Origin of the sequence: Amphritea atlantica (assembly GCA_024397875.1) — a bacterium.
GTDB lineage: Bacteria > Pseudomonadota > Gammaproteobacteria > Pseudomonadales > Balneatricaceae > Amphritea > Amphritea atlantica_B.
This window is the reverse complement of the sequence record CP073344.1, coordinates 2,377,095-2,396,214: the sequence shown is the minus strand read 5'-3', so window position 1 is coordinate 2,396,214 and position 19,120 is coordinate 2,377,095. Positions and strand designations below refer to the sequence as shown.

18 protein-coding genes are annotated in these 19,120 nt (G+C 50.7%); 13 read left to right on the top strand and 5 right to left on the bottom strand.

Going from position 1 to position 19,120, the window contains the following annotated elements; genetic code table 11:
* Positions 1-17 precede the first annotated feature (17 nt).
* The 6 genes from mqo (at position 18) to KDX31_11085 (ending at position 5,686) form a co-directional block, all read left to right on the top strand.
* Positions 18-1,514 carry a malate dehydrogenase (quinone) gene (gene mqo / locus KDX31_11110; protein UTW01911.1) on the top strand — a complete coding sequence of 499 codons (1,497 nt, stop codon included), beginning with the start codon at positions 18-20 and terminating at the stop codon, positions 1,512-1,514.
* A 119-nt stretch (positions 1,515-1,633) separates the two neighbouring features.
* Positions 1,634-2,650, top strand: a complete 1,017-nt coding sequence (locus KDX31_11105; GenBank protein ID UTW01910.1) for an IS110 family transposase — start codon at positions 1,634-1,636, stop codon at positions 2,648-2,650.
* 321 nt (positions 2,651-2,971) lie between these two features.
* Positions 2,972-3,556 carry a sulfurtransferase gene (locus tag KDX31_11100; protein UTW01909.1) on the top strand — a complete coding sequence of 195 codons (585 nt, stop codon included), beginning with the start codon at positions 2,972-2,974 and terminating at the stop codon, positions 3,554-3,556.
* A 27-nt stretch (positions 3,557-3,583) separates the two neighbouring features.
* On the top strand, positions 3,584-4,015 hold the full coding sequence (locus tag KDX31_11095; GenBank protein ID UTW01908.1) for a DsrE family protein: 432 nt from the start codon (positions 3,584-3,586) through the stop codon (positions 4,013-4,015).
* Positions 4,016-4,121: 106 nt separating this feature from the next.
* On the top strand, positions 4,122-4,688 hold the full coding sequence (locus tag KDX31_11090) for an LON peptidase substrate-binding domain-containing protein (protein ID UTW01907.1): 567 nt from the start codon (positions 4,122-4,124) through the stop codon (positions 4,686-4,688).
* The gene (locus KDX31_11085) at positions 4,688-5,686 is read left to right on the top strand and encodes a class I SAM-dependent methyltransferase (GenBank protein ID UTW01906.1); all 999 of its coding nucleotides are present in this window, start codon (positions 4,688-4,690) and stop codon (positions 5,684-5,686) included. The genes KDX31_11090 and KDX31_11085 overlap by 1 nt, the downstream gene beginning before the upstream one ends.
* Here the strand turns inward: KDX31_11085 and KDX31_11080 are convergent.
* The 3 genes from KDX31_11080 to KDX31_11070 all read right to left on the bottom strand — a co-directional run bounded on the left by KDX31_11080 (position 5,672) and on the right by KDX31_11070 (position 7,913).
* Positions 5,672-6,685, bottom strand: coding sequence for a diguanylate cyclase (locus KDX31_11080; protein ID UTW01905.1), 1,014 nt, complete (start codon positions 6,683-6,685; stop codon positions 5,672-5,674). The genes KDX31_11085 and KDX31_11080 overlap by 15 nt on opposite strands.
* A 110-nt stretch (positions 6,686-6,795) precedes the next feature.
* The gene (locus KDX31_11075; GenBank protein ID UTW05375.1) at positions 6,796-7,113 is read right to left on the bottom strand and encodes a DUF3301 domain-containing protein; all 318 of its coding nucleotides are present in this window, start codon (positions 7,111-7,113) and stop codon (positions 6,796-6,798) included.
* The gene (locus KDX31_11070) at positions 7,113-7,913 is read right to left on the bottom strand and encodes a DMT family transporter (protein ID UTW05374.1); all 801 of its coding nucleotides are present in this window, start codon (positions 7,911-7,913) and stop codon (positions 7,113-7,115) included. The genes KDX31_11075 and KDX31_11070 overlap by 1 nt, the downstream gene beginning before the upstream one ends.
* A gap of 123 nt (positions 7,914-8,036) precedes the next feature.
* Between KDX31_11070 and KDX31_11065 the strand changes: the two genes are divergently transcribed.
* The 5 genes from KDX31_11065 to KDX31_11045 all read left to right on the top strand — a co-directional run bounded on the left by KDX31_11065 (position 8,037) and on the right by KDX31_11045 (position 14,186).
* Positions 8,037-8,747: a DUF599 domain-containing protein gene (locus KDX31_11065; protein UTW01904.1), complete on the top strand. Its 711-nt coding sequence runs from the start codon at positions 8,037-8,039 to the stop codon at positions 8,745-8,747.
* Positions 8,748-8,864: 117 nt separating this feature from the next.
* A complete protein-coding gene (gene htpG / locus KDX31_11060) occupies positions 8,865-10,772 on the top strand; it encodes a molecular chaperone HtpG (GenBank protein ID UTW01903.1) in 1,908 nt (635 codons plus the stop codon).
* Between the two features lie 142 nt (positions 10,773-10,914).
* On the top strand, positions 10,915-12,078 hold the full coding sequence (locus tag KDX31_11055; protein ID UTW01902.1) for an iron-containing alcohol dehydrogenase: 1,164 nt from the start codon (positions 10,915-10,917) through the stop codon (positions 12,076-12,078).
* Complete coding sequence (locus KDX31_11050) at positions 12,062-13,843, top strand: PAS domain S-box protein (protein UTW01901.1); 1,782 nt, start codon at positions 12,062-12,064, stop codon at positions 13,841-13,843. Before KDX31_11055 ends, KDX31_11050 begins: the two co-directional genes overlap by 17 nt.
* Entirely contained in the window at positions 13,833-14,186 is a 354-nt protein-coding gene (locus tag KDX31_11045) for a TraR/DksA family transcriptional regulator (protein ID UTW01900.1), read from the top strand. Before KDX31_11050 ends, KDX31_11045 begins: the two co-directional genes overlap by 11 nt.
* Positions 14,187-14,354: 168 nt before the next feature.
* On the opposite strand, the gene cobA is transcribed toward KDX31_11045, so the two are convergent.
* The gene (gene cobA, locus KDX31_11040; GenBank protein UTW05373.1) at positions 14,355-15,104 is read right to left on the bottom strand and encodes a uroporphyrinogen-III C-methyltransferase; all 750 of its coding nucleotides are present in this window, start codon (positions 15,102-15,104) and stop codon (positions 14,355-14,357) included.
* Between the two features lie 335 nt (positions 15,105-15,439).
* On the opposite strand from cobA, the gene KDX31_11035 reads away from it, so the two are divergent.
* A complete protein-coding gene (locus KDX31_11035; GenBank protein ID UTW01899.1) occupies positions 15,440-16,681 on the top strand; it encodes a nitrate- and nitrite sensing domain-containing protein in 1,242 nt (413 codons plus the stop codon).
* Between the two features lie 130 nt (positions 16,682-16,811).
* Here KDX31_11035 and KDX31_11030 read toward each other — a convergent pair whose 3' ends face one another.
* On the bottom strand, positions 16,812-18,140 hold the full coding sequence (locus KDX31_11030) for a hypothetical protein (protein UTW01898.1): 1,329 nt from the start codon (positions 18,138-18,140) through the stop codon (positions 16,812-16,814).
* Between the two features lie 171 nt (positions 18,141-18,311).
* On the opposite strand from KDX31_11030, the gene hpaH reads away from it, so the two are divergent.
* The gene (gene hpaH / locus KDX31_11025; GenBank protein ID UTW01897.1) at positions 18,312-19,115 is read left to right on the top strand and encodes a 2-oxo-hepta-3-ene-1,7-dioic acid hydratase; all 804 of its coding nucleotides are present in this window, start codon (positions 18,312-18,314) and stop codon (positions 19,113-19,115) included.
* Positions 19,116-19,120 lie beyond the last annotated feature (5 nt).

Below are 19,120 nucleotides of genomic sequence, written 5' to 3'. Positions count from 1 at the left end.
GAATGGCGAAGATTAGTATGACCTCAAAATCTGTTGATGTACTGCTGGTTGGTGCAGGTGCGATGAGCACGACTCTGGGGGTTCTGCTTAAGCAGCTGGATCACTCTCTGACAATCACTATGGTCGAACGGCTGGACCATGTAGCTGAAGAAAGTACCGATGCAATGAATAATGCGGGTACTGGCCATGCAGCTTATTGTGAACTGAATTATACCTCTCAGAACGATGATGGCAGCATCAATACCGACAAAGCTTTTGCTATTAACGCCGCGTTTGAGAAAAGTTTACAGTTCTGGTCCTATCTGGTTGAGCAGGGTGAGCTTCCTGAACCGCATAACTTTATCAATACTGTGCCGCATCAGAGCTTTGTTATGGGTGAAGAGAATGTGGCATTCCTGCGTCAGCGGTTTGAAGCACTGAGTGCGACTCCCCAGTTTGCTGAGATGGAGTATTCCGAGGATCCGGAGGTGCTGCGTCAGTGGATGCCTCTGATCATGAAAAATCGTGACACGGCTGAACCGGTTGCCGCGACCCGTGTGCGTTATGGCTCAGATGTTAACTTTGGTGCTCTGGCGCGTAATATGGTCAAGAGCCTTCAGCAGCAGGATGGTTTTGAACTGTTGCTGAGCCACTCCGTTGAAGGCATGTCTCAATACAGCGATGGTGACTGGCGGGTCGAGCTTAAGAACGGCCATACTGGCCAAAAAGAGCATATCCGGACTAAATTTTTGTTTTTTGGTGCCGGTGGTGGTGCCTTGCCACTCCTGCAGATGTCCGGCATACCGGAAGGTGACGGATACGGCGGCTTTCCTGTCAGTGGTCAATGGCTGGTGTGTAAAAAGCCAGAGATTGTTGAGCAGCATATGGCCAAGGTATACGGACAGGCCCCGATCGGTGCACCGCCTATGTCTGTACCCCATCTGGACAGTCGTATTATTGATGGCGAACGTGCGCTTCTGTTTGGTCCCTTCGCAGGCTTTACCACTAAGTTCCTGAAAAAGGGGTCTGCGCTGGATATGCCCCTGAGTATGCGGTTGAACAATCTCAAGCCTATTATGCAGGTGGGTGCTAAAAATATGGATCTGACCCGATACCTGATTAGCGAAGTGATGCAGTCGCACTCCGATCGGGTGGATTCGCTGCGCCGGTTTTACCCGGAAGCAAAGGATGAAGACTGGGAGCTTTCTTATGCCGGGCAGCGTGTTCAGATCATCAAAAAGAATGACAAGGGTGAGGGCAAACTAGAGTTTGGTACCGAGGTTATATCGGCTGCGGACAAACGACTGGCGGCACTGCTGGGGGCGTCTCCGGGTGCTTCTACCGCGACCCCAACGATGATCAACGTGATTGAGCGTTGTTTCCCTGAGCGTCTGGCAACCCCTGAATGGCAGGCGAAGATGAAAGAGATGGTACCCTCATACGGGCAATCATTAATAGAAGATGGTCAGTTACTGCGTACGGTGCGTCAACGCACACTTTCCACACTGCAACTTGATCAGGACTATCAGGCCTGACCAGTAGCAAATAAAGCAGGCTAATAAACCACTCTCACGAGTGGTTTAATGAGATGGTTCCCCTCGCTTTTAACCAGCTATGCTGGAAAGGCGACGAAACCAACAAGGAGAACCATCTCATGTCTATCAAAGTCCTTGGAATCGATTTAGGCAAGTCTTCTTTTCATTTAATTGGTCGTGATTCTCACGATAAGCAAGTCTGCAAAAAGAAACTCTCTCGTCATCAGCTCATTACTTTTATAGCACAACTACCGCCATGCATTATTGCGTTTGAAGCATGCGGTGGCGCGCACTGGTTAGGCCGTCTCTGCATGAGTTATGGTCACGACGTCCGATTAATCCCGCCTCAATATGTTAAACCTTTTGTTAAAGGTAATAAAAACGACTTCATTGATGCGCAAGCGATTACTGAGGCGGCAGGTCGTCCGGATATGCGGTTTGTCGCAGTGAAGTCAGTTGACGCACAAAGTCAGGTAGTCGTACATCGAGTACGTGAAGGCTTCGTAGCGGAGCGCACAGCTTGTATGTCACGTATTGGCGCGCTGTTATTGGAATTCGGTTTATCCCTTCCACGTGGTCACTCAGCGATGAAAAAGCTGTTTTCATGGCTAAGCACACAAAAAGTTACACTATGCCCAGCCATCATAGGTGAGCTTCAAGTGATGCATGATCACTACCGCTACTTAAATGAGCAAATAGCCGAACAAGATATAAAAATCGTTAGGCAGGTTAAGCAAAGCAGTCGTTGCCAGCTACTAAAAACCGTTCCTGGTATTGGTGATATGACTGCAAGCCAATTAGCAGCAGAAGTGGGCAATGCTCATCAGTTTAAAAGCGGTCGAGAAATGGCTGCTTGGTTAGGGTTGGTGCCGCGGCAATATTCGACAGGAGGGAGGTCGAAGTTATTAGGTATTAGTAAGCGTGGAAATAAACGCCTTAGATGCTTATTAGTGCACGGAGCCAGAGCGATCCTATCACGATTGGATAACTATCGGGGGCCGATGTATGACTGGCTAAGAAAGCTGAGAGCAAGTAAATCATTTAATACGGTCTGTATTGCTCTGGCAAACAAGCTGTCACGAATAGCGTATGCTGTTTTAAGCAAGAATGAGCCTTACCAGTCACAGCAGGTTTAATCAGGTTTGCAATAACAGAGCGTGATGATGAAAAGGGTTGACCGTCCGGGTAGTAAACCTGTCACAAAAAACAGCTGTTATAAGCTGTCGGTTTTTTAAGGGCTATCTGGCGCGGATGCTCATCGTGGAGCAGGAATGAAACATTCCTAATTAAAGACTCCGAATACATTAGCGCAAAACCACCTCATGATCACAAATCTGTGTTGCAATCATGAGGGGAACCATACATTTTTTGTTCTTTACATTGAATAAGAGTTTTCTTTATTAGATATTTCTAATATATTGTGTTGCTGTAATGGCAATCAGCTAATGGAGAGCGTGATGAAAACAACGATACTGGCCGCAGGTCTGCTGAGCTGCATATGTGCAGTCACAGCGGGTGCCGCTGAGAAACCTGAAAAAGTATCTGCACAAACCAATCTTGATCTCTATGCTACGGCATCCGAAGCCTGGGAGATGTTACAAAAAGACAGCTCTGCAATACTGGTGGATGTGCGTGATCCGGTTGAAATCAAGTTTACCGGCTTTGCCAGCCCAACCGCTATTCATGTGCCCTGGATGATCGCAAACCCGCGCGGCTGGAGTGATAAGAAAGGTAGCTGGGCGATGGTAAAAAATCCTCAATTTGAAACTCAGCTAAGTGACAGACTTAGCCGGGCAGGGGTAACTAAAGATACCCCCATTATCATGATGTGCCGTTCGGGCTCATCCCGCAGTGCTCCAGCCGTCAATGTACTCGCGGCTCAGGGGTATCGAAATGTATGGACAGTAGTAGATGGTTTTGAGGGAAGCACACTGCAAGAGGGGCGGTCAAAAGGCGTTCGTGCTGTGAATGGCTGGCGCAATTCCGGTCTTCCCTGGAGCTATAAGGTCGATCCTGCAGTTGCCTGGCATCCGTCTAATTAATCTATCGCTATTAAGGACTTCTTAGTAATGAAAAAAATTATTATATCCACTTTGCTGGCTGCAGTACTGTTTTCTCCGATAATGGCCGGCGCATCGGAAAAGGTTGATAAAGTGCTGATCACGCTGACCAGTACAGAGCAGCAAACCCGTGGGATGGCGATGGTGCTGGGTAATATGATGCAGGCTCAAGGTGCCAGTGTTAGTGTTCTGCTGTGTGACAGTGCGGGTGACATGGCGCTTAAAGGGCATCAGTCTGAGCCGTTGAAACCTAAGAATGTTACCCCAGAGCAATTGATGCAGAAGCTGATTTCTGGCGGAGCAAAAGTAGAGGTTTGCGCGCTTTACCTGCCGAATAAAGGTGTCGGTATGGAGGCTCTATTGGATGGCATTGGTGCAGCTAAACCGCCCGTAATGGCGGCCGCTTTGATTGATACAGATACCCGGGTGTTCAATTTCTGAATCTCCTGAGCCCGGGGCTAAAGCGCACTTACTGTTTATAACAGAAGGCGCTTTTTTTATCGCCAGACGCATCGTCGATGGAGGTATAACTCTCTATACTGAGAGCATGAAAACTCTGCCGTTATTCCCGCTGCCCGTGGTGCTGTTCCCCGGAATCCTGTTACCGCTGCAAATATTTGAGCTGCGTTACCGGCGTATGGTGAAAGAGTGCCTGGCGAGCCAGGAGCCGTTGGTTATCCTTCAGGCCCGCAATCCAGCGGCCCCCGATATCGATTTTTACAGCACCGGGACAACCGGCACTATTCTCGATTGGCAACCGTTGCCAAACCAGATGATCGGTATTGAGCTTAAGGGAGAACAGAAGGTCAGGGTATCTGAGATTCAGAAGGAGAGTGATGGCTTGTTAGTGGGGGACGTGGAGTATCTTCGCTCCGGTGATTTGCCCAGTACAGCGGAGCAATCGGCAAGGCTGGCCGAGATTACTGCTCATCTTGTACAGCATCCTCTGTTATCATTCAGCCCTGCCCGGGTTAATGATGAAACGGCCGATGCTTTCAGTTACCAACTGGCAGCTCTGTTGCCCTTTTCAGGCGCAGACAAGCAGCGTTTACTGGAACTGAATAATCCCGTGGCGCGGCTGGAATTGATTTACACTCTTCTCAAGGAATACTGATGCTCGATCTGATTCAAGCGGCGCTGGTTAGTCGCAGCGCGTTACTGGAAACTCTGCACGCTGAAAACAGTGACTGCTATCGTTTGTTTCATGGTATCAATGAGGGCGTTCCCGGCCTGACGGTAGACCGCTATGGCCCTCAGTTATTGATTCAGACCTTTCATGAGCCGATCAGTGGTGGTGATTGTGAGTTGATACATAGCGCGGTTGAAGCGTTTCTCGGCTGCCCCCTGGAGGCTGTATATAACGACCGCAGCTCGGCAAACTCCCGCCGTAGTGATGATTACCGTGTCGATGAATGGGAAGGTGTTGCGCATGAGCTGGGAGTCCGTTATCGGGTCAAGGGCAAGCATGAGGGACAGGATCCATTGCTGTTTCTCGATATGCGGGTGGGGCGGCGCTGGATACAGAATAATGCGGCCGGTAAGTCGGTCTTGAACCTGTTCTCATACACCTGTGGTGTCGGCGTAGTGGCGGCTGTTGCCGGTGCCAGCCGGGTATTAAATGTAGATTTCTCTACCCGCTCACTGGATATCGGTCGGGAGAATGCCCGACTCAATAACCTGAATGATCAGCAGATAGCGTTTTTTCAGAGTGATTTTTTTACCGCAGCCAAGCAGCTGGCAGGCATTCCAGTGAAGCAGAGAGTGGGACGGGGGCGTAAACCGAAACCGTTTCCGAAGATTCAGGCGGAGACCTTTGATCTGGTATTTCTCGATCCTCCGCGCTGGGCCAAAAGTGCATTCGGCACGGTGGATCTGATCCGCGATTATCCCAGTGTCCTGAAACCGGCACTGCTGGCAACCAAGCCTGGCGGTCAGCTGGTGTGTGCGAATAATGTGGCCAGTGTCGATTATGATGAATGGCTGGCTATTGTGCTTCGTTGTGCTGATAAGGCCGGGCGTCCGGTGCAACAGGTGACCCGGCTTGAGCCGGAGAGTGATTTCCCCTCTCCCGATGGCCGGTTTCCACTTAAGTTGTTATTACTGCAACTCTGAAGTGACTAATGTACCGTAACGGGTCAGCATGGTTTGAAATTCAGTGTTGATCTCTCCCAGCGCGATGCGTCGGTCTGCTGCTGAAAAACGGTCTATATCAATATATGCGCTGCGGTTGCGCCCCATGTGTTTGGCAAGATAGAGGGCTTCGTCGGCCCGTTTGATAGAATGCTCAACATCGCAATCATTGCATAGCTGGGTGATACCGAATGATGCGGTAATGGTAATCTTTTCCTGGCACAGCTCCAGCGGCGTTGCAGCCAGTTTACGTCGCACCCGGTCTATGCTGGCGATTGCTCCCTCCAGACTTATGTCGGGTAATACGAACAGAAACTCTTCCCCGCCAAAACGGGCTACGGTATCGCTTTGGCGTGTACAGGAGTGCAGAACCGAGGCGACCTGAGCCAGCGCATGGTCTCCGATATCATGACCATAGATGTCATTAACCTTTTTAAAGTGATCAATATCAACCAGCGCGATACAGCAGTGACTGGTTTTATTGCGCGACATCCGGTATTTCTCGTACGCAAGCACGGCATTAACACTGCGTCGGTTCATCAGCCCGGTAATTGAATCAAACTGACTGTTCGTGACGACACTGAACTCGAATAGGGTAAGCAGTTGAGCCGAAAGCATTTGTTGCGTCTGAATAAGCTGTTTATACAGGTTAATATCGACCGGTTGCTGGCTGTTCAGGTTATTGATCAGCTGGTTTGCGATGCGATGAAAGTTTTTATGTTTCTCATCGAGTTCAACAAAGAAAGGGTGTTGAAAAGCGGGGTTGTCTAAGGTGTTGCGGATCCACTGGCCCAGGGGGCAGAGGGTATGGGAACAGCAGCAATAATCCTCTTCGGAAAGTGTGGACTCTCGTGTTATCAGTGCAAGATTGAGAGCGTTAAACCAGAGTTGGTGTTGATCGAATGCGGTACGGATATCGGTAGATAGTCGGACAAACTCTTTCTGGTCAATCTTTTCTAACAGGTCGTCTAATACTGGCATGACGCAGAGCCTATCGATTGTCTGTGTTATTCTCTCTATCCCATGTTGATTCAGTCTACTGGGTTAAGTCAATGATTTGAAGGGGATATTCGGAAAGGCTTTGAGGATTTCTAAATACGATGAGCATCCAGTGTAATCCCGGTAACCCGGGGGCCCAGCAGGATAACCCGGCCGCGGGCACGGTCTTCGCCGGTCGCGGTAAACTCAAACAGGTAGGAGCGCCAGATTCTGATTTTGCCGTTATCATCCCGCTTCAGCCAGAGCCCCCGCAGATAGACACTCTGGTCCAGCAGCTGGAGGTCCAGTTCGCGGCAATGGTTGCTGGCCGCTTTGAGAGCGATCTCTTTAACTTTCAGTGACTGCCACCAGTGCAGTAGAAGCAGCACAATCAGTGTCAGCCAGAACAGATCTCCCAGATCAAGATACATCAGTTTTTCTCCCTTCCTAGCCATACCGAACCGATACCACCACTGATCACCAGTGCTGCACCCATAATTGAGATCATATCAGGAACCTGCTGCCAGAAAAGCCAGCCGAGCAGTCCTGCAAACAGGACACCAAAATAACTGATCGGAGCAATCACGGTTGCCTTAGCATAACTGTAAGCTTTGGTGTAGAGCCACATAGTGCACCAGATTGACAGGCTGATAGCGATCATCAGGGGCACGCTGATCAGCGGTATCGGTTGCCAGTCGCTTACTGCCAGTGGCAGGGAGAACAGTGCGGAGAGCGCAAAATAGTAAAAAAGGATACGGTTAGTGGGTTCTGTCAGCGTCAGTACCCGGGTGGTCACGATCGAGACCGATAGCGAAATAGCGGAAGCAACAGCGGCAATGTGCCATGGGTTAAAGTGGCTTCCTTCGGGTTTGAGTACCAGTGCTATTCCGATAAAACCGACCATGACCGGCACCCAATTCAACAGCGGCATCCGGTATTTGAGCCAGATTAAAACCAGTAGTGGCACCATTAAGGGTGCCGCATTACGTAACAATGCGGCCTCACCCAGTGGAATCTCATTCAGTGCCAGATAGTAAGTATAGAAGCAGAGCCATCCGGACAGGCCACGGGCCAGATGTAACCAGGGCTTTTCGGTCTTGAGTGCCGTGAGACCTTTGCGTCCCAGCCAGGGCAGCATAATCACTGTGCAGATGACGTATTGCGCCAGCACAATCTGTTCGATAGACACAAATCCTGCAGTGTACTTGGTTGCGGCCGCCGCCAGACTCATCACCAGGGTTGTGGCCAGTGCAAATGCTGCACCCAGAAGAAGCTTAGAATATTGGCTGGGCAAGGTTGTCTATCCTGTTGTTTTATTTACAATGACAGTACGTTTTTTATTCCGGGAATACGCATGGAACAGCTGATCGGCTTTCTACACATAAACTGGCTTAACCTGTTGTCTCTGTGCTGGTTTCTGCTCTGTTTTAAGGGATATAACGCCTATACCCGCAAACGCGCCAGAGATACCCATTGTCTGGCCAGTGTCATGCACAACTATCGTCTCGAATGGATGACCCGGATGTTGCATCGGGAGGTTCGAATAGCCGATACGGCTGCGATTGCCAATCTGGAGCGTAGCGTATCATTTTTTGCCTCATCCACCATGCTTATTTTAGCGGGCCTGATGACAGTGCTGGGGTCAACAGACAAAGCGATCGATATTATCGGAGACATCCCCTTTGCCAGTCATGCAACCAAAGCAGAGTGGGAACTTAAACTGCTGGTGCTGATTGGTTTGTTTGTTTATGCGTTTCTGAAATTTACCTGGAGTCTGCGCCAGTATGGATTCACCTCTGTCATGATCGGCGGCGCGCCTCAGCCAGATGATGCGGCAGAGCCTGAACTGAAATCTCATGCGACGCGGCTGGCGATTATGAGTTCAATGGCGGCAAACAATTTTAATCTGGGGTTGCGCACCTACTATTTCAGTCTCTCTGTTCTGGCATGGTTTATTAACCCCTGGCTGTTTATGCTGATGACGACCGGAGTGGTTGTTATCCTCTATCGGCGGGAATTTAATTCCAGCACTCTGCGTCAGCTGGTGATCAGCCGGATGGAATAAATTGTCGGGCATTTCCATTAAAGCCCCTTGAAAAGGGAGGGGCTGTCCCCATCTTTAGTGTCAACGATTTTCGTTTTAACAGTAAATCTTTGTAACCGTAAGATTGGGAATTGATAGATGAGCACAGAAACTCAGCAGGAAACTCTTGGCTTTCAAACCGAAGTGAAGCAACTGCTTCACCTGATGATTCACTCTCTGTATTCAAATAAAGAGATTTTTCTTCGGGAGCTGATCTCCAACGCTTCCGATGCAGCGGATAAACTACGATTTGAAGCGCTGTCCAACGATGACCTTTATGAAGGTGATGGCGATCTGCGTATTCGCATCTCATTCGATGAGGCGGCTAAAACCATCACTATTGATGACAACGGGCTCGGTATGACCCGTCAGGATGTGATTGAACATCTGGGTACAATTGCTAAGTCCGGCACCTCTCAGTTCCTTTCTCAACTGAGTGGCGACCAGAAAAAAGACTCCCAGTTGATCGGCCAGTTTGGTGTCGGCTTCTACTCTGCATTCATCGTGGCTAAAGAGGTAGAAGTTATTACCCGTCGTGCAGGTCAGCCCGCCTCTGAAGGTGTGCATTGGGTGTCTCAGGGAGAGGGCGAGTTTACCGTAGGGGGCGTCGAAAAAGCGCAACGCGGTACCACCATTATTCTGCACCTGAAAGATGAGGAGCTCGAGTTTGCCAACAGCTTACGTCTGCGCAGCCTGGTACGTAAATACTCTGACCATATTTCTCTGCCGGTTATCATGGAGAAAGAAGCGGAACCCGTTGAAGAGGGTGAACAGCCAGCGGCCCCTGAAGATGAAACGGTAAACTCAGCAACTGCGCTCTGGACCTGCTCTAAAAGCGAGATCAGCGAAGACGAGTATAAAGAGTTCTACAAGCACGTTTCCCATGACTTCCAGGACCCAATGAAATGGAGTCACAACCGGGTTGAGGGTAAGCTGGATTACACCAGTCTGCTCTATGTTCCCGCGCACGCGCCTTATGATTTGTGGAATCGTGATACCCCGCGTGGACTGAAACTCTACGTGCAGCGGGTCTTTATTATGGATGAGGCCGATCAGTTCCTGCCGATGTACCTGCGCTTTATCAAAGGCGTGGTGGATACGAATGATCTGTCACTGAATGTTTCCCGAGAGATTCTGCAGAAAGATCCGGTGGTTGATAAGCTGAGAACACAGCTGACCAAGCGTGCACTGGATATGCTGGGTAAACTGGCTAAGAACGATCCTGAGCAATACGCTAAATTCTGGACTGAATTTGGTGAAGTGCTGAAAGAGGGACCGGCTGAGGATCACGCCAACAAAGACACAATTCTCAAACTGTTGCGGTTCGCCTCGACCCATAACGATTCTTCTGAGCAGAGTGTAGCGCTGGAAGATTATGTTTCCCGGATGCAGGAAGGTCAGGACAAAATCTATTATGCCGTGGCGGAGAATTACAATACCGCGAAGAACAGCCCGCACCTCGAGATCTTCCGTAAGAAGGGTATCGAAGTTCTGCTGATGTCAGACCGGGTTGATGAGTGGCTGATGAGTCAGTTGTTCGACTTCGACGGTAAGTCATTCCAGGATGTCAGCAAGGGTGAGCTGGACCTGGGTGAAACCGAGAATGAAGAGGAGAAGAAGGCTCAGGAAGAGACCGCCAAAGAATTGGAAGGTCTGGTTGAGCGCCTCAAAAGCAGTCTTGATGCTCAGGTTAGCGAAGTACGTATCACTCATCGTCTTACCGACTCTCCTGCCTGTGTAGTCCTGGGTGCCTACGATATGGGTATGCAGATGCGCAAGATTATGGAAGCGGCGGGTCAGGCTGTGCCTGAAAGCAAGCCGGTCTTCGAGATCAATCCAGAGCATCCGCTGATCAGTAAGCTGGATAATGAAACCGATGAAGATCGTTTCGGTGAGCTGGCACTGGTGGTGTTTGAACAGGCGCAACTGGCCGCAGGTGGTCAGCTGGATGATCCGGCAGCCTATGTGAGCCGTCTCAATAAGCTGCTGCTTAATCTGATCAGTTAATCTGAAACTGTGTAACTAAAGGCGACCTCTGGTCGCCTTTTTTATGTCTGTTACACTGATATAATCGGTAGGTTACGCATCAGGAGATGATGCGGCAAAACAACAATTATACGAATAACGGAACGCCTGGACTGGATCTGAAATGAGTGAAGATATCGCTAATCTGCGAAAATTTGTGGCCCCTGAAATCGTCTTTGGGGCCGGTGCCCGAAAAACGGTAGCCAATTTTGCCCGCTCCTTTGGTGCCCGTAAAATTCTGTTAGTGTCTGATCCCGGCGTTCAGGCCGCCGGCTGGGTTGCTGAGGTTGCTCAGGACTTGCAGATGGCTGGCTTTGAATATGAGATTTTTACCGCGGTCTCACCAAACCCTCGTGCTGAAGAAGTGATGCAGGGGGCTGCTATCTACACCGCTCAGGGCTGTAATCTGATCGTGGCTGTGGGTGGCGGTAGTCCGATGGACTGCGCAAAAGGGATTGGCATCGTTGCGACTCACAAACGTCATATTCTTGAGTTTCAGGGGGTCGATACCATTGAAGTGGCGATCCCACCGCTGATCTTTATTCCCACCACGGCCGGCACTTCAGCGGATGTTTCGCAGTTTGCCATTATAAATGATCAGCAGGAGAGGATGAAAATCTCCATAGTCAGCAAAGCTGTCGTCCCCGATGTATCCCTGATCGATCCGGAAACAACCGTCACTATGGACCCGTTTCTGACCGCCTGTACGGGGGTGGATGCGCTGGTGCATGCGATTGAAGCGTTTGTGTCTACCGGCTCTGGACCGCTCACCGATATGCATGCACTGGATGCCATTAAGCTGGTGAATGACAATCTGGTGGCGCTGGTGCAAGATCCCACCGATCTGAAGCTGCGGGAGCAGGTGATGCTGGGCAGCATGAAGGCGGGTCTGGCGTTTTCGAATGCCATCCTGGGGGCTGTTCATGCGATGTCACATAGCCTGGGAGGCTTTCTTGATCTGCCCCATGGGATGTGTAATGCGATGCTACTGGAACACGTCATTGGTTTTAATTTTAAATCGGCAGAAGATAAATTCCGTGTTGTCGCTGAAACCATGAGAATTGATACCCGGGGAATGACGAACCAGATGGTACACAAACAGTTACAGGAGCGGGTGATACAGCTGAAGCTTGACGTGGGGCTGGTTGACGGACTTGCCTCTCGGGGCGTGAATCTCAGTGATATCCCGCACCTGTCTTCCAAAGCGATTCAGGACCCCTGCATTCTGACTAATCCGCGCAAATCCAGTAAGCGGGATGTCGAGGTGGTGTATGAAGAAGCGCTCTGAGGCTGAGCACTCTTCCAGTGATAAGCTCACCATAGAACGTCTGATGGGGCTGGGAGGGCAGTCCGCCCGTAAAAGCCACTACCCCGAGTTGGTTGCAAAACTTGAGGAGCTGGAGGAAGAGCGTAATCGATATAAGTCGATTTTTGAACACGCCCAGCATGGCATTTTTCAGGCCCGCCTCGATAGCGGTCTGATTGCAGCGAATCCGGCACTGGCGAAAATTTGTGGTTATACCGACCCGCAGCAACTGTGTAACCGGGTTGATTCCTTTGCCAACGGTCTTCTGTTTGATCCTGATGAATATCCGCTGCTGCTGCAAAAACTAAAGCTGTACGGCAAGCTGTTTGGCTACGAAACCCGGTTATTACGTCAGGATGGCAGTGCTGTTGATGTGTCGTTAAACGTGCTGTTAAAGACTGATGATCAGGACAGCCTGATAGAGGCGTTTGTGGCCGATATCACCGAACGTAAGAAAGCTCAGAATAAACTGAAGAAACTCAATGAAGAACTGGAGCAACGGATTGAGGGGCGTACCGGTGAACTGGTCTCGCTTAATCAGAAGCTGGTCTGCGAGATCAACGAACGCAGTCTCATTGAGCAGGCGCTTAAAGTTGCACGGGATACCGCAGAACAGGCGAATAAGAGCAAAGATAAATACCTGGCTGCTGCCAGTCACGATCTGTTGCAGCCACTGAATGCCGCCCGGTTACTGGTTTCTACACTGCAGGAGCGGGAACTGGCGGAGGAAAATAACCATCTGGTGGAACGGATTCATATGGCGCTGGAGGGGGCCGAAGAGCTACTGAGCGACCTTCTGGATATCTCTCGCCTGGACCAGAAAGCGGTACAGCCTGATCTGACCAGTATCCCTCTGGACTATCTGTTCCGTATGTTACAGGTGGAATTTCAGCCGGTAGCAGAGCAGCGATCTGTGTCGCTGCGTGTTCTCAGCAGTAGTCTTAATATTCGCACTGATATGCGCTTGCTGATGCGTGTGCTGCGTAACTTTCTCAGTAACGCCTTTCGTTATACTCCGGCGGGGAGGGTTGTGTTGGGGACGCGTCGTCGGGGAGACTTCCTTGAACTACAGGTGTGGGATACCGGTCCCGGTATTCCGGAGGATAAACTTGAGGATATCTTCAGGGAGTTTCAGCAGATCGATCATCAGTACCAGACCGGTCGCAAGGGGGTCGGGCTGGGACTGGCGATTGTAGAACGGATTGCCGGAATGCTGGAACATCCGATCAGCGTCAGCTCGGAGCCGGGCAAAGGGACTATGTTCAGCGTATTGGTGCCCATCAGCACTGACCCGGTGCAGCCGATGTTGCAACCGCAGCGGCTGCCGCAGCAGGATCTGAGTGGCCACCCGATTCTGGTGATCGATAACGAACCAGATATTCTGGTGAGTATGCAAGCACTCCTGAAACAGTGGGATTGCGAGGTTTGTGTTGCCACCGATGCGGATGAGGCGATAGAAAGCTATCTCAGTAAAGGGGTAAAACCGCAACTGATTCTGGCGGATTTTCATCTGAATAACGGTATCACGGGTGTCGAAGCGGTTGATCAGGTGCGTCAGTATGCCGGCTATGATATCCCTGCCGCCATTATTACCGCAGACCGTTCCCCGGAGGGACGAAAGCTGTTTCGTGAGTGGCAGTTGCCGGTGCTGAATAAACCGGTTAAACCAGGCAAGCTACGGGCGTTGATCAGTCACCTGCTGCATCTATCCGAAAAAGCCGATGGCTCACGTACCGATGAATCGTGATCAGCTGCGGCAGTGTTACGAAGCGCTGGAGAAGCTTAAGCAGGAGTTGAGTGAAGAGATCGCCAGTCTGGAGCAAAGTGCCCGTCCGGTTCAGCTGGATCAGCAGGCGGTCGGCCGGGTTTCACGGGGGGATGCTATGCAACAGCAGAATATGGCGCTGGCAAATCTGGAGCAGTGTCGTCAGCGGATGCAGGAGGTGCTACATGCCGAACAGCGATTCAGCGAGGATGAGTATGGCTACTGTGAAAACTGCGATGCTGTGATCGCGCTGCCGCATCTGCTGGCACGCCCCGAAAGCCGTTATTGTCTCAGCTGTCAGTCTGCGTCAGAGCAGCAAAAGTGATCACTTGGTAGCTGGCTCTTGTAACAAGCCTTTTTAATAAGTCCTTTTAATAAGTTCTTTGATTTAAAATATTCCTAAGCTGGTTTTGATGTTTTTGCCATTGTTAAAAAACATTAATTAACTGTATTAGTGACCTTGGCTTTAATTATCTTCGTCTCCGGACCGGTTTCATACCGTTATCGCTTTTACTCCGCTCTGAGCCCGCTCCCGGGCACCGGTGACAACCTGGCCAACGTAGATTAAAGCGGGGGCTTTAACCTGATTAAGGTTGATCGCCTGAGTCATCTGACTAAGGGTTGTTTCGGTTGCCCGCTGTTCCTTGTGAGTACCATTTTCAACGATCAATACCGGGTAGTCTTCAGGTAACCCCGCTTTGATTAGCTCTTTGCTGATCATTGCCGCTTTCGATACTCCCATATAAAACACCAGCGTTTCGTCGGTTCTTGCCAGATTACACCAGTCGATCTCGCGGGTTTTACTGAACTGGGCTGTTATTAATCTCAGGCGGGTCGATTTTCCCCGCTCGGTCAGGGGGAATCCGAGACTGGCTGCGCAACCGGAGGCTGCGGTAATACCCGGAACAATACTGTAGGGGATATTTTCGCAGTGGAGGGCATCCAGCTCCTCACCCAGGCGGCCAAATACCAGAGGGTCTCCACCTTTAAGGCGCACCACATGCTTACCTTCTAATGCAAGGTGCACCATAATAGAGCATATTTCGTCCTGTGTTGCACTGTGATCGCCCATCCGCTTGCCAACATAGATCAGCTCAGGCTGACCGGTTATACCGTCCAGTAGCTCGCGGCTGACCAGGGCGTCATACACGATGGTGTCTGCCTCATTGATCAGTCGCCAGGCTTTCAGGGTTAATAGTTCAGGATCCCCGGGGCCTGCGCCAACCAGATCGACCCGCCCCATGGGTGATGGTTTAAGGCGGCTGCGAAGCTTGAATACCTTGCTACTGATCCCGTCTCTGCTACCGATCCACTCACGCAGGTAGCGCATATAATCCAGACTTAACATGGTTGTTCACTCCATTCGATAAACCAAAAAAAGCCCAAAGCTCATACGAGCTTTGGGCTTCATTACCCGACGAAAACAGTTTCGCCATCTGTGGTTTTAAAAAATTAATAGCTAAGAGCTTAGCAAGGAGTATGCCTGATCTGCATAGACGCCACGCCAGACAGGAGTGGCACTGTACTTGCTATACTTGTAGCACATATAGCTTAACTGTCAGGTAAACGCTTAAACTGATGAAAGACCTTACCGTTTCCCCCGAATCATTTTTTCTGGCTGCCAAACAGTCAGAGATTAATACCATCACGGAACTGAAATCGATGCTCGGGTGGGTGAATCTTATCTGTGAGTTTATCCATCAGCTGCAGCGTGAGCGTGGTCTGTCAAACCGGCTGTTAGTGGGGGGCGGGGAAAAAACCCGACAGCAGCGGATTGAACAGTTACGGCAGACGGACCAGGCCCGGGATGCGATGAATACAGGGCTGGCTGTTGTTCAGCAAGCGGCAGGTGAGAGCACCGTGAGTGCCAAGTTACTCAACCTGATTGCGTCTGCACTACTGGCATTAGAGGGGCTGGAAGCACTGCGTGCCGACGTGGAGAAAGCCCGGTTGCAACCGGTTGACGCAACGGCATGTTACAGCCGGCTCATCGAAAATCTGTTATTAATTGTTTTTGAAGTGGCGGATCATGCCACTGATCCGGATGTGACACAGGGACTGAGCACGCTGTTTCACCTGATTCAGGCTAAGGAGCTGGCGGGTCAGGAGCGCGCCTGGACCGTAGTCGGGTTTGCCCGGGGGGGCTTTTCAGCCAGGCTGCGTGACCGGCTCGACAGGGTTAATCAGCAACAGCTTGAAATTTTCTGCGGCTTTCAGCAAACCGCAGGCAGCGAGCTGATTGCCGCCCTGGACAGAATTGAGCACAGCGATCTGATCGCCGACTTTAAGCAGATGAGAGCGCTGCGGGATAAACTTTGCGAAGGTCAGCAGGTGAATCCGGATCTGGCAGATACCTGGTATGAGAAAGCTACACTGTATCTCGATCAGCTGCATGGATTGGAGATTCAGGCAACAGAGCAGATTTTAACGCTCTGTGATAACCGGGTGGACCTTGCCAAACGCAACCGCTCGGTGGCACAGGATCAGATTGCGCAACTGACCAGTTTCGAGGTCGATTCAGAGGAAGCGGTTGGCAGTGGTTTACTCAATGCAGCCAATCCGTCACACCCGATACAGGCGCTTATTTTAGAGCAGCGTAAGCAGATCCAGGCGCTGACGACCGATCTGCAGCAAGCTAAAGAGGCACTTGAAGCGAGAAAGCTGGTCGAGAGAGCCAAGGCTATTCTTAAAGAGAACCTTAATCTGGATGATGAAGAAGCCTATCGAACGCTACAGAAAAGTGCGATGGATCAGAATCAGCCTATTCAACAGGTTGCGCTGAAGATCATTGATGCATTTAAGAAAACAACCCGCCGCTGATTTTATCGTTCTGTTACCTTAGCCTGGAGTGCCTGAGCGGGATATCGAGCCCCCTCAGGTCGTTTCATCTGTTGAACGACCTGAGTATTTCACAGCCGCAGAAATAATCCATCTGTCTGACCAGTATCGCCTAGCGGATACCCATCGCTTCCATCAAAAAGATAACCCCACAGCCCACCGCGATCATCACCAGATTGTAGGGCAGCTGATTGCGGATGATCTCTGAGTCCGTCGCAATAAAGCGGGACTTCATTATAAAGTTCAGGCCGCTGAAGGTACTGCCGGACATCGCCAGCGCCGTACCCAGGATATAGCTGATCGCCATCAGGTTAGGGGTGGTGGTGATATCCGCCAGCAGGCCTGCAAAGATAGCCACCAGTGCCAGCTGATGAATACCCAGATAGGCAAGGCCGACGATCATCATCAGCACCAGAGAGGCGACCCCGGCATTGGTTTCCGTAAACGGCAGACTGATCAGGCCTGCAGTGATACAGGCTTTAACCCCGGCTGCCAGTACTCCGGCACTCATAAACAGGGTGATCTCTGCACGGCTTTCAGAGAGTTTCTCGGTCACATGCTGAGAGACTTTTTCAGCGGACTGGGCGATGCCGGTACGCAGTATCAGCAGACCGACAGGGACAACAATAGAAAGCAGTGATACCAGAAACACTGTCGGTAGTTCAGGCTGCTGCCAGCTGAGCAGCAGAATCATCCCGATCAGAATGAAAGGCATTGCCAGGGTTTCTCTTTTCAGGGGGTATCCGGCATAGCTTTGTAAAGCCGCGCTTGCCCGGAAACGGGCTTCAATCATACTGAGAAGCAGGCCGGTGACGGCAATAGTGAGCGAAAAAGGGTAGACCTGGGATAGCTCAACCCCGGGAACCTGCTCCAGTACCAGTGGCAAAAGACTGAGAAAGGGAGACCAGAGGACTGCCATACTGAAGCCCCGGCTGAGCACCAGTTGCGACAGCTGATCGATACCCTCTTTTTTCTTAATCTGATCGCCCACAACAACGACTGAAGAAAAGTTCGCCACCGAGGAGAAAAAGTGCATGCCCAACAGGGTGGTAATAAAACTGCGGGCGCCGGGTTTACTGACATCGCAGCCAATCTGGCTGGCCATCCCAATAAAGCTGATGGCGGTAAGCAGCATCGCCAGTTTCAGATGTTCGCCGAACAACGCTTGCAGGTTGATTGCTGCACCCTGACTCCAGGCAAGAATCGCAGCAGCCACACCCGCGGTAAACAGGATGATAATCTGTTTACGTTGTTTCGGTTTAAGACGGGGGGCTTCAATCACGATATAGAGCCATGCCAGCAGGGTAGCGACACCGGCCAATCCCAGCGGAGCGACAATATTCAGCAATGTCAGCAGGCACATCGTTAAAACAATAAAGCCTGCGATACGCGCTCCAGGCCAGCGATTGCTTACATTTTCGCTAATACTATGGGTTGTCATTTGAAAGCCTGTAAATAAAAACTGGAAATTACTTAATATATTAATTATATTGTCGGCATATGTTACCGTTTACCTGTTGAGAGGTAAATGACTACACGATAGACAACGCTATTTTTAAGCTTCACTTTTTTGATTGCTGAGCTCAGCGCTAGCGAGGACGGAAGGTCAGATATGTTAACAGAACAGCAGATTAAAACAGCCGCAGAGAAACTCTATCAGGCAGAGAAGGATTGCACACAGATTCCTGCCCTGACGCTTGAATACCCTGAGATGACCATGGATGACGCGTATGCTGTCCAGAAGACCTGGGTGGATCAGAAGATCGCCAACGGCGCTAAGGTCAAAGGCTATAAAATCGGCCTGACTTCCCGTGCTATGCAGATGGCAGTGAATATTGATCAGCCTGATTACGGCGTGTTGCTGGATGATATGTTCTTCGCCGATGGTGCTGAGATCAAAGCGTCTGATTTTCCGGATCCCCGTATCGAAGTAGAACTGGCCTTTGTACTTAAAGATCGTCTGGAAGGTGAAGATATCACCATCTTTGATGTGTTGAATGCGACCGACTATGTCATTCCATCGCTGGAGCTGATCGCCGCCCGTTGTCATCGCACCGATCCTGAGACCGGCTATACCCGCAAAGTGTATGACACGATTTCTGATAATGCGGCTAATGCAGGAATTATTCTCGGTGGTCGTCCGATCAAGCCGATGGATATGGACCTGCGCTGGGCCGGGGCTCTGCTATATTTGAACGGTCAGATTGAAGAAACCGGCGTTGCAGCAGGCGTACTGGGACATCCTGCCAATGGTATCTGCTGGGTATGTAAGCGTTTTGCTCCTCACGGCGTCGCGCTGGAACCGGGTCAGGTGATTCTGGCAGGTTCATTTACCCGTCCGGTGCCGGTAAAGGCCGGAGATACCGTACACGCTGATTACGGCCCTCTGGGCGGTATCTCTGTGAAGTTTGTATAAGAGGT

Excerpts from the sequence above, each read along its gene's own strand:
- mqo (UTW01911.1), top strand. The coding sequence starts at position 18 with ATGACCTCAAAATCTGTTGATGTACTGCTGGTTGGTGCAGGTGCGATG.
- KDX31_11105 (UTW01910.1), top strand. The coding sequence starts at position 1,634 with ATGTCTATCAAAGTCCTTGGAATCGATTTAGGCAAGTCTTCTTTTCAT.
- KDX31_11100 (UTW01909.1), top strand. The coding sequence starts at position 2,972 with ATGAAAACAACGATACTGGCCGCAGGTCTGCTGAGCTGCATATGTGCA.
- KDX31_11095 (UTW01908.1), top strand. The coding sequence starts at position 3,584 with ATGAAAAAAATTATTATATCCACTTTGCTGGCTGCAGTACTGTTTTCT.
- KDX31_11090 (UTW01907.1), top strand. The coding sequence starts at position 4,122 with ATGAAAACTCTGCCGTTATTCCCGCTGCCCGTGGTGCTGTTCCCCGGA.
- KDX31_11085 (UTW01906.1), top strand. The coding sequence starts at position 4,688 with ATGCTCGATCTGATTCAAGCGGCGCTGGTTAGTCGCAGCGCGTTACTG.
- KDX31_11080 (UTW01905.1), bottom strand. The coding sequence starts at position 6,685 with ATGCCAGTATTAGACGACCTGTTAGAAAAGATTGACCAGAAAGAGTTT.
- KDX31_11075 (UTW05375.1), bottom strand. The coding sequence starts at position 7,113 with ATGTATCTTGATCTGGGAGATCTGTTCTGGCTGACACTGATTGTGCTG.
- KDX31_11070 (UTW05374.1), bottom strand. The coding sequence starts at position 7,913 with ATGAGTCTGGCGGCGGCCGCAACCAAGTACACTGCAGGATTTGTGTCT.
- KDX31_11065 (UTW01904.1), top strand. The coding sequence starts at position 8,037 with ATGGAACAGCTGATCGGCTTTCTACACATAAACTGGCTTAACCTGTTG.
- htpG (UTW01903.1), top strand. The coding sequence starts at position 8,865 with ATGAGCACAGAAACTCAGCAGGAAACTCTTGGCTTTCAAACCGAAGTG.
- KDX31_11055 (UTW01902.1), top strand. The coding sequence starts at position 10,915 with ATGAGTGAAGATATCGCTAATCTGCGAAAATTTGTGGCCCCTGAAATC.
- KDX31_11050 (UTW01901.1), top strand. The coding sequence starts at position 12,062 with ATGAAGAAGCGCTCTGAGGCTGAGCACTCTTCCAGTGATAAGCTCACC.
- KDX31_11045 (UTW01900.1), top strand. The coding sequence starts at position 13,833 with ATGAATCGTGATCAGCTGCGGCAGTGTTACGAAGCGCTGGAGAAGCTT.
- cobA (UTW05373.1), bottom strand. The coding sequence starts at position 15,104 with ATGGGGCGGGTCGATCTGGTTGGCGCAGGCCCCGGGGATCCTGAACTA.
- KDX31_11035 (UTW01899.1), top strand. The coding sequence starts at position 15,440 with ATGAAAGACCTTACCGTTTCCCCCGAATCATTTTTTCTGGCTGCCAAA.
- KDX31_11030 (UTW01898.1), bottom strand. The coding sequence starts at position 18,140 with ATGACAACCCATAGTATTAGCGAAAATGTAAGCAATCGCTGGCCTGGA.
- hpaH (UTW01897.1), top strand. The coding sequence starts at position 18,312 with ATGTTAACAGAACAGCAGATTAAAACAGCCGCAGAGAAACTCTATCAG.